Genomic DNA, 8856 nt, shown 5'->3' with positions numbered 1-8856 from the left:
GGGGGGGGGTTGTTTTTTTTTTAAAACCCCCCCCCGGGGGGGGGGGGGGCCCCCCCCCCCCCCCCCCCACGAAACCGCGCAGCGCTCCTGCCGCGTGAAATGCGGCGAGTTCGATCCGTCCGTGTGCGTAGTCCGTCATCGAACCCACCCCGATCCACTCGAGCCGGTCCGGTCGCGCCGTTGCAAGCCGGTTCCCGGCCCTATGGCCGGTAGACGAAGAATGCCCACTTCTCGTGCTTGCACACAAGAGGTGCCGAGTGCCAGTCCGGGTGGGGGCCGGATACGGCAAGAGGGACGCCGCGCTGCGGCGTCCCTCCGTTCGTATCCGGCGCAGCCGATTCGGCTCAGCCGATCGGAGCCTCGGGCTCTAGACGATCAGACCTGCCGTCTGGGTGCGTGCCCGGTCGAAGCGAGCCTGCACGTCGGCCCAGTTCACGATGTTCCAGAACGCCTTGACGTAATCGGCCTTCACGTTCTGGTACTGCAGGTAGAAGGCGTGCTCCCACATGTCGAGCATGAGCAGCGGGGTCAGGCCGATCGGGATGTTGCCCTGCTGGTCGTACAGCTGCACGATGAGCAGACGCTGCCCGATGGAATCCCAGGCCAGGATCGACCAGCCGGAGCCCTGGATGGAGTTCGCGTTCGCGGAGAAGTGATCGCGGAACTTGTCGAACGAACCGAACGCGTCGTCGATCGCCGCGGCCAGCTCGCCTTCGGGCTTGTCGCCACCCTCGGGGGAGAGGTTCTGCCAGAACACCGTGTGGTTGGTGTGGCCACCGAGGTGGAAGGCGAGATCCTTCTCGAGCTTGGTTGCCTGAGCGGCCAGCGTGCCGTTCTCGCGCGCCTCGGCCAGCTTCTCGAGAGCGGTGTTCGCACCTGCGACGTAGGTCGCGTGATGCTTGTCGTGGTGCAGCTCCATGATCTTCGCCGAGATATGCGGCTCGAGCGCTGCATAGTCGTAGGGCAGTTCCGGAAGTGTGTACTCAGCCACGAGGGTCCCTTCTTTGCGAGCCCGGTAGGGCCCGTGCGGTTGTTTCCGTGCCTTGCGGGTTTCACCACAACACTTGTGTGGATTACCCACACCGTGTGGTTTCCACCCCAACTCATAAGTACACCCTGCGCAACCACAGCTGTCACTCGGACGTACGCCCACGAGGCTCGGGGCGGCAGCGACGAGAATCGCCGTTTCCCGCGAGGACATCTCCCGCGACCAGCAGAAACCCCGGTCGAGCTGGACCAATTGGTGACGCTCGAGAGCGGAACCTTAACATTGGGCGGTGTATCGGCCCTTCCTGAACGAACCCGCGAACGGGGTCGACGCACCTCGCGTGGATCTTCCGGGCGTCAATCTGCTGCGGTTCGCAGCAGTGCTCGCGGTCGTCTATTCCCACATCTCGTTCTATCTGATCGACGACCTCGGGACCGGATGGTGGGGCATCGACCTCGTGTACCGGGTCTTCGTCGACGGGGCCGGGCTGAACCAGCATCTGTCGTTCGTCGGGGTCGCGGCGTTCATGATGCTCACCGGGCTCCTCATCACCCGGTCCGCCATGCGGCAATCACCCCGGCGTTTCCTCATCGCCCGCGCCGCGCGCCTGGTTCCCGCGTTCTGGGTCTGCATCCTCGCCGCGATCGTGCTGGTCCGGCTCGGTATCAACGGCATGTTCAGTGGTCACACGGGTGTCTCGAACTCCGAGGCCGCGTTGAGTTTCATCCTCGGCGCCTTCTTCCTGAAGCCGCAGGTGGCCGTGCTCGGAGTCGCCTGGACGCTCGCCGTGCAGATCGTCTTCTACCTGTACTGCGTCGCCGGCCGCTCGCTCCTGCGCGCCAACCCGCTCATCATTCCCGTTTTCGGGGCCGTGTTGTGCATGCTGGTGCTCATCTACAACCTGTACATCCCGGAGCCGTACAGCGTGCCCTTCCTCTCCCGGATCGCGGCGACGCTCCCCACGGTGTTCCTCGGGCAGATCGCCTACCTCGGATGGGCCGGACTGATCTCCGGCCGCGGGCTCGTCCTGGCGTTGCTGGCGCAGGTCCACGTGATCGTGCTCGCCACCGACACCCAGGTGTACTGGGCGGGGACGCGCTACCTGTGGACCATCACCGTGGTGTTCGCATGCGTCGTGCTGGTCTCCCGCTACAACGGCCGCTTCGCGCATCTCCGGGTCGTCGACTGGGTCGCGACCCGCAGCTACGCCATCTACCTCACGCACACCCTGGTGATGTACCGGATCTACGAGAACACGGTCGGGGTGGTGGGGCAGACCGGTGCGATCGTGTGCGTGCTGCTCGGCTGCGCCCTCGTGTCGGAAGTGGTCTACCGCGGTGTCGAGGTACCCGCCGCGCGCTGGATCAGCACCCGGTGGCTCACCCCGGCCCGCACGGTGGCCGCGGAACCGGCCACCACCGGGCCCCGCGCGTAGCATCGGGACATGTCCTGGTTCGACGAGATTCTGGCCCGTGCAGGTTCCAAGTCGCAGATGGTGGCCCGCGAGGACGCACTACCCGGGCGTTCCGAGCCCGTAGTCGTTCCCGAGACCCACTACGTCAACGGCAATCGCATCGTTCCCCCCTTCCCCGAGGGGCTGCAGACCGCCGTGGTCGGGATGGGGTGCTTCTGGGGTGCGGAGAAGGAGTTCTGGCAACTCGACGGCGTGTACTCGACCGCCGCCGGGTACGCCGGTGGTTACACCCCCAACCCCACGTACGAAGAGGTGTGCTCGGGCCGGACCGGTCACACCGAGGTCGTGCTCGTCGTCTTCGATCCCAAGGTGATCGGTTACGCGCGCATCCTGCAGGAGTTCTGGGAGAACCACGATCCGACGCAGGGGATGCGGCAGGGTAACGATCAGGGAACCCAGTACCGCTCGGCGATCTACACGCACGACGAGACGCAGATCGAGATGGCCGAGGCGACGGCCGAAGCGTACGGCGAGCGGCTCGCGGCAGCCGGCTACGGCGCTGTCACCACCGAGATCGCACCTCTGACGCACTTCTACTACGCCGAGGACTACCACCAGCAGTACCTCGCGAAGAATCCCCACGGTTACTGCCCGGTGCACGCAACCGGCGTGAGCTGCCCGGTGGGGCTCGGCGCCTGATCCCGTTCCCGGCACCTCCCGGAGCGTGAGTCCGGGGTGCGCGAATCGGTCGTCGCGTCTTGAAATCCGCCGACGACCGTCGCATCCTCGGAGAACACGACTGCCGAGGGGGAGGACCGGTCACCGTGAAAACCTCGACGTGCGCGGGCGACTACCTCGAGCGCATGCGCCGCAGCCGGCGCGGCGGGAATCCGCTCGTACGCCGGGCCGACCGCATCGAAGCGTGGTTGTTCTTCGTGCTGTTCACCACCCTCGCGCTGACGATTCCGGTCGCCGGGGTCGTCGGCGCCGGATCGTGGCAGTCCTGGGTAGCGCTCGCCGAGAAGCAGAGCACCGAACGCACCCCGGTCTCCGCGACCCTCGAGTCCGCGCCCGACCCTGCCGCGCCGGGAGGGGGAGAGGTCGCGTCGTCGGTTACCGCCCCCGCGTCGGCCACCTGGCAGTGGGGGGACGAGCAGCGCCGGGCCGTGGTTCCGGTGGACAGCTGGTCCGTTACCGGGGGCGACGTGACGGTGTGGGTCGACGCCCGTTCGGGTGAACTCGCCGACCCTCCGCTCACGGTGGCCGCCGCCAAGGTCTCTGCCGTCTGCGCCGGTGTGTTCCTGTGGGCGCTGTCGGTCGCGCTGGCGATCACGATGTTCGAGTCGGCGCGGTGGGGACTCGAGCGCACCCGTCGCCGCCGGTGGAACCGGGAGATCGAGGCGTTCCTCGGCTCCACCAGCAGCTACTGAGCCACCGTTTTCCAGCTGTGAGGGCTACAGGTCGCGCACGGCCGGCATGACCTCCGCCGCGACCAGCTCGAGGTGTTCGAGGTCGCTGAGATCGAGCATCTGCAGGTAGATGCGCTGCGAGCCGACCGCCGCGTAGCTCTTGATCTTCTCGACGACCTCCGCGGGGGTGCCCGCGAGACCGTTCTCGCGCAGCTCGCCGACCTCCCGGCCGATCCGTTCGGCGCGGCGGGCGATCTCGGCTTCGTCGCGCCCGCAGCACAGCACGAGGGCATTGGAGTACGTGAGCGTGGCCGGGTCGCGGTCGGCGTCGCGGCATGCCCCTGCCACACGGTCGAACAACACCTCGGTGTCCTCGGCCGACATGAACGGCACGTTGAACTCGTCGGCGTACCGTGCGGCGAGGGCGGGTGTGCGCTTCTTGCCGGCGCCGCCCATCACGATGGGCGGATGGGGCTGCTGCTGCGGCTTCGGAAGCGCCGGTGAGTTCTGGATCCGCACGTGCGTGCCCTCGTACGAGAACGTCTCGCCGACGGGTGTGTCCCACAGTCCGGTGATGACGGCCAGCGACTCCTCGAGCCGGTCGAAACGGTCCTTCAGGGACGGGAACGGGATGCCGTAGGCGAGATGCTCCTCCTCGAACCATCCTGCGCCGAAACCGAAGTCGACACGGCCGCCGCTCATCGCATCGACCTGTGCGACGGAGATGGCGAGCGGACCGGGATAGCGGAACGTGGCCGACGTGACGAGGGTGCCGAGCCGGATCGTCGAGGTGTCGCGCGCGAGTCCGGCCAGCGTGATCCACGCGTCCGTGGGGCCGGGCAGGCCGTCGGCGTTCATGGCGAGATAGTGGTCGGAACGGAAGAATGCGCCGTAACCGAGCCGCTCGGCTGTCTGTGCGACGGCGAGAAGATCGTCGTACGTGGCGCCCTGCTGAGGTTCGGTGAAGATTCGTAGTTCCATGAATGCATCATTTCAGGTGCCCCCCTCTCCCGGGTTTCGTACCGAACGACCGACGATGTGACGTATCTCGAGCCGGGCATCCCCACCTCCGGTAGAGCCTGGGGATGAACCTGTGGAAACTGTGGATAACTCCAGGACCTGCGGTGTGTGGAGGTGACACGAGCGCGTAGTGAAGCGTCCTCGGCTGCATCGCCCCGCAGCACGTGCCACTATTGGAATCGTGAGTTTTTCCGACGTCCCCACCGTGTCTGTGGACGAGGTGCCAGAGACCAACGCCGCCGCTGTACTCCTCGACGTACGCGAAGACGACGAATGGGCGCTCGGACACGCACCCGGCGCGGTCCACATTCCGCTGGCCGACGTCCCAGCACGACTCGAGGAAATCGACATCGATGCCGAGGTCTACGTGGTCTGCCGCCAGGGCGGACGCTCGCTCGGCGCAGTCCAGTACCTCAACCGCATCGGGTACGACGCCATCCAGGTGAACGGTGGCATGGTGGCGTGGCAGAAGAGCGGTCTTCCCCTGGTTTCCGACGGTGATGAACCCGCGAAGATCTATTGATGGCCGCCTACCAGATCTGTGTTCGGTGCGAGAACCGCTGGCCGGTGACCTATCAGCCCCGGCAGTGGTGCCCATCCTGCCGTGGCGTCCTGCTCTCGCCCGTCTCCACCGACGTTCCGGTTCCCCCGTCGCGCCGCAACTTTCGCTGGGTCGCGCGCCCGGCGGTACCGATCGGTCCCGTTGAGCCCACGCGCACGCGCGGGACGGCTCCGACGCCGCGATACCGGGAGATACCGCGCTGGGGACTGACAGATCCGCGGCCGGTCGACACCGAGTACGAACCGAGCCGTAGCGAGACGATCTCCGATCTCGCGCCGACACTCCTCGTGGGCGCCGCCGTCGTGTTCGGCCTCGCGGCTCTCGCCGAGGCGTTCCGGTACGGACTGCTGGTGTTCAACCGGACCAGACTCGTCGACCCGCTGGCTCTCGCGGTCTCCGACGCCGCCGTGTGGGCGACGCAGGTGGGTGCACCGTTCGTCGCGCTCGCCGCGGCCGTCGCGTGCGCGGTGCGCCTGCTCGAACTACGCCGGCGCGTCTTCGCCGAACGCGGCGAGGTCGATCCCCGGCCGTCGCCGACGGTGCTGCTCGGTGTCGTCGTGCCCGGAGTCAACCTCGCGATGCCGGGAGTGCTCCTCACCGAGATCGCCGGTCGCGACCCCAGGCTTCTCCGGGCGATCCGGATCTGGTGGGTGCTGTGGGTACTCGACGCGGTGATGTTCGTCGTGGTCGTGCTGTGGCGTCAGCGCGACACGATCCAGGCCCGTGCGGACGGCGTGCTGCTCGCGGCGTTCGCTGCGGCGCTGGCCACGGCGGTCGCGCTCACGACGCTGCACGTGGTGCGGTTGTTCGAGGGAACGGACATCTGGGGCAGGCCGCTGCGCCACCGGAGATTCACCTACGCCACCGGACCCGCATACGCGCCGATTGCCCCGATCGTGCCGCGCGCCGCGACCGCCGGCAGCCCGGCCGACACGGCGTCCCTGTCGCAGGACGACACTCCGGCCGCTACCCAGGACGAGCGCGACGACGTACCCCAACCGGTGGCAAGCACGTGAGCGCCGTGGATCGCCCTCGGGTGGTCGCACATCGGGGATCGTCGGCGGCCAAGGCCGAGCACACTCTCGCCGCGTACGAACTGGCCCTCGCGGAAGGCGCCGACGGACTCGAGTGCGATGTGCGGCTCACCAGTGACGGGCACCTCGTGTGCATCCACGACCGCACGATCGACCGCACGTCCGACGGAACGGGTGTCGTCAGCGAGATGACTCTCGCCGAACTGTCCGAGCACGACTACGGCAAGCCCGGTGAACCTGCGGAACTGCTCACCCTGCACCGTTTGCTCGAGCTCGTCATGGACTGGACGAGTGTGCCGGTCAAACTGTTCGTCGAGACCAAACATCCCGTCCGGTACGGTGCGCTGGTCGAGGCGAAGCTGCTCGACGCGCTGGCGAGCTTCGGGCTCGCGACGCCTGCGTCGGCCGACTTCTCCCGCGTGGTGGTGATGTCGTTCGCGGGCAGCGCGGTATGGCGGATCCGCCGGGCAGCTCCGTTGCTGCCCACCGTGTTGCTCGGCGAGACCTCCCGGTATCTGCGGGGGAGTGCTGCCACTACCGTGGGCGCCACCGCGATCGGCCCGTCGATCATGACGCTCCGGGAGCACCGGGATCTCGTCGACCGTGCCGCTGCGTCGGGCCGTGCGACGTATTGCTGGACCGTCGACGACCCCGCAGACGTCGAGCTGTGCCGCGAACTCGGCGTCGGATGGGTGGCCACCAACCATCCGGGCCGTACCAAGCTGCAACTCGACGCTGCTCACGGCGTATAGATCGGGCGGGCAGGCCGGGCGTGTAGTTTGGCGCCGTGGCCAAGAAGAGCAAGAGAAACAGTGGACCCAAGCCCGGTGCCAACCGCGCCGCCAAGCTCGAGCAGCGGAGACTGGAGCGGGAAGCCGCGGTCGCCGCGTCCACGCGACCGTTCGAGGGCCTCGCATTCGAATGCGACCTCGTCGCGCTGCGCGAGTTCGTTCCGTCCGCACTGGTCGACCTGCCGCTGACCGATGAGGGACGCAAGATCGTCGGTGCGACCATCCTTCCGGGTGGCGTCGCGGCGCTGGTCCGCGAAGAAGACGACGAGACCGTCGCGTACGTCGGCTTGCAGCTCGCGAGCGGGTACGGCCCGGACCCGGCCGGGGAACTCGCCGCCGCGATCGAGTGGGCCCGCACGGCCGAGCCCGGATCGTCGCTGCAGACCGCGACCGTGGACGACGACACCCCGCGGCTGCAGGACCTGCTCGACGCGAATGTTGTTCCCCCGATCACCGTGCACAACGACTTCAACTGGTGGATTCCGGCCGGGGTCGAGCCGAGCCAGGACATCGCGCACACCGTGCAGCACGCCAACAGCGCGGTGTTGCCCTCGGCGCGTCTGAACGGTGACGGGCTGGTCGGTGCGTGGTGGGTGGATCCCGGCGAGAAGGCACACCTGCGTTGGGTTCGGCCCGAGGACGAGGACGCGCTCATGGCCGCGTTGTCGCGCGTGCACGCGGCCGGTGGCCTCCACCTCGGGGAGGGATCACGCTTCGCCGGGTCGTTCCGCACGCACGGACTGCTGGTTCCGGTTTTCGATCTCGACCGGGAGAAGCACGCCGACGAATGGGTGGAACCCGCACTCGAACTCGGCGCGCGCCTCGATGCCGCGCTGGCCGTGGACGAGCCGCTGACCACTGCCGAGCTGCGCTCCCGCGACGGAATCCGCAGTCGTCAGATCACCCTGCGCTGATTTTTCCGGGGCCGAGAGAAGTCCCCCGCAAAGCCGAATGCCACAGTTCGCCGGTGATCCGGGAACTGTGGCATTCGGGCCCTGTGGGCTGCAGGTCGCGTCAGATGCTGCCGCCGGCGACGGTCGGCGCGTTGCCGCGCAGTTCGCGGGCCTTCGAGTTGAGCTCCCGCGCGACGAAATCCTCGAGGTTGAACAGGTTGGAACCGGCGCGGTCGGCGACGGTGAGCAGCGTCGTCATCGTGGCGACCTCTTCGACCTGCTCCTGCAGGAACCACTGCATGAACTGCTCGCCGAGGTAGTCGCCCTCGTCGCGCGCGGTGCGCGCCAGCTCGACGATCTGGTCGGTCACCGACCGCTCCTGGCGGAGAGCCAGCGCGATCGGTTCGCGCGCGTTGTCGAACATCGACTGTGCGGCGTCGACCCCGGTGAGGTCGACGGCCATGTCCCGGTCCAGGAAGTACTGGACGATCATCATGGCGTGGTTGCGTTCTTCCACTGCCTGCGCGTAAAAGTGCTTCGCCAGCTGGGGAAGATCGGTGTTGTCGTAGAAAACCGCGATGGCGATGTACTGGTGCGACGCATTGAATTCGTTGCGGATCTGGTCGTGCAGCAGCGAATGGAATTTGGTCTTGTGCGTTTCGCCCATTGTCGTCATGATCAAGACGTTAATGCAGGTCAGGTGATAATTCATCCAAGCTTTGGCTAGGCTGACTCTTCAAAGCTT

10 protein-coding genes are annotated in these 8856 nt (G+C 67.2%); 7 read left to right on the top strand and 3 right to left on the bottom strand.

The genetic code is table 11. The features are described 5' to 3' along the window. Window positions 1-367 precede the first annotated feature (367 nt). Window positions 368-991: a superoxide dismutase gene (locus tag ACLQ3J_RS11215; RefSeq protein WP_169620820.1), complete on the bottom strand. Its 624-nt coding sequence runs from the start codon at window positions 989-991 to the stop codon at window positions 368-370. Between the two features lie 337 nt (window positions 992-1328). Between ACLQ3J_RS11215 and ACLQ3J_RS11210 the strand changes: the two genes are divergently transcribed. The 3 genes from ACLQ3J_RS11210 to ACLQ3J_RS11200 all read left to right on the top strand — a co-directional run bounded on the left by ACLQ3J_RS11210 (window position 1329) and on the right by ACLQ3J_RS11200 (window position 3832). After that, complete coding sequence (locus tag ACLQ3J_RS11210; RefSeq protein ID WP_169621064.1) at window positions 1329-2423, top strand: acyltransferase family protein; 1095 nt, start codon at window positions 1329-1331, stop codon at window positions 2421-2423. Between the two features lie 9 nt (window positions 2424-2432). Next, a complete protein-coding gene (msrA, locus tag ACLQ3J_RS11205; RefSeq protein WP_169620819.1) occupies window positions 2433-3101 on the top strand; it encodes a peptide-methionine (S)-S-oxide reductase MsrA in 669 nt (222 codons plus the stop codon). A gap of 125 nt (window positions 3102-3226) precedes the next feature. Further along, window positions 3227-3832: an Rv1733c family protein gene (locus ACLQ3J_RS11200; protein WP_378528994.1), complete on the top strand. Its 606-nt coding sequence runs from the start codon at window positions 3227-3229 to the stop codon at window positions 3830-3832. Between the two features lie 24 nt (window positions 3833-3856). Here ACLQ3J_RS11200 and ACLQ3J_RS11195 read toward each other — a convergent pair whose 3' ends face one another. Further along, window positions 3857-4792: an LLM class F420-dependent oxidoreductase gene (locus tag ACLQ3J_RS11195; RefSeq protein WP_169652258.1), complete on the bottom strand. Its 936-nt coding sequence runs from the start codon at window positions 4790-4792 to the stop codon at window positions 3857-3859. A gap of 220 nt (window positions 4793-5012) precedes the next feature. On the opposite strand from ACLQ3J_RS11195, the gene ACLQ3J_RS11190 reads away from it, so the two are divergent. The 4 genes from ACLQ3J_RS11190 to ACLQ3J_RS11175 are packed head-to-tail and all read left to right on the top strand — an operon-like array spanning window position 5013 to window position 8132. Then, window positions 5013-5354 carry a rhodanese-like domain-containing protein gene (locus tag ACLQ3J_RS11190; RefSeq protein ID WP_169620817.1) on the top strand — a complete coding sequence of 114 codons (342 nt, stop codon included), beginning with the start codon at window positions 5013-5015 and terminating at the stop codon, window positions 5352-5354. After that, the gene (locus ACLQ3J_RS11185) at window positions 5354-6409 is read left to right on the top strand and encodes a DUF4328 domain-containing protein (protein WP_296550646.1); all 1056 of its coding nucleotides are present in this window, start codon (window positions 5354-5356) and stop codon (window positions 6407-6409) included. Before ACLQ3J_RS11190 ends, ACLQ3J_RS11185 begins: the two co-directional genes overlap by 1 nt. After that, the gene (locus ACLQ3J_RS11180) at window positions 6406-7179 is read left to right on the top strand and encodes a glycerophosphodiester phosphodiesterase family protein (RefSeq protein WP_169620815.1); all 774 of its coding nucleotides are present in this window, start codon (window positions 6406-6408) and stop codon (window positions 7177-7179) included. Before ACLQ3J_RS11185 ends, ACLQ3J_RS11180 begins: the two co-directional genes overlap by 4 nt. 35 nt (window positions 7180-7214) lie before the next feature. Then, window positions 7215-8132 (top strand): DUF5926 family protein, encoded by a 918-nt coding sequence (locus ACLQ3J_RS11175; protein ID WP_296550645.1) that lies wholly within the window; start codon window positions 7215-7217, stop codon window positions 8130-8132. Window positions 8133-8232: 100 nt separating this feature from the next. Here ACLQ3J_RS11175 and ACLQ3J_RS11170 read toward each other — a convergent pair whose 3' ends face one another. Next, entirely contained in the window at window positions 8233-8787 is a 555-nt protein-coding gene (locus ACLQ3J_RS11170; RefSeq protein WP_169652255.1) for a ferritin, read from the bottom strand. Window positions 8788-8856: the final 69 nt, after the last annotated feature.

The sequence above is a fragment of the Rhodococcus sp. DT1 genome (assembly GCF_049844875.1).
Classification (GTDB): domain Bacteria; phylum Actinomycetota; class Actinomycetes; order Mycobacteriales; family Mycobacteriaceae; genus Rhodococcus.
This window is presented reverse-complemented; position numbering and strand designations above follow the sequence as displayed.

Bases quoted from the DNA above. Each gene is read 5' to 3' on its own strand.
- msrA (WP_169620819.1), top strand. From the start codon at position 2,433: ATGTCCTGGTTCGACGAGATTCTGGCCCGTGCAGGTTCCAAGTCGCAG.
- ACLQ3J_RS11195 (WP_169652258.1), bottom strand. From the start codon at position 4,792: ATGGAACTACGAATCTTCACCGAACCTCAGCAGGGCGCCACGTACGAC.
- ACLQ3J_RS11185 (WP_296550646.1), top strand. From the start codon at position 5,354: ATGGCCGCCTACCAGATCTGTGTTCGGTGCGAGAACCGCTGGCCGGTG.
- ACLQ3J_RS11170 (WP_169652255.1), bottom strand. From the start codon at position 8,787: ATGACGACAATGGGCGAAACGCACAAGACCAAATTCCATTCGCTGCTG.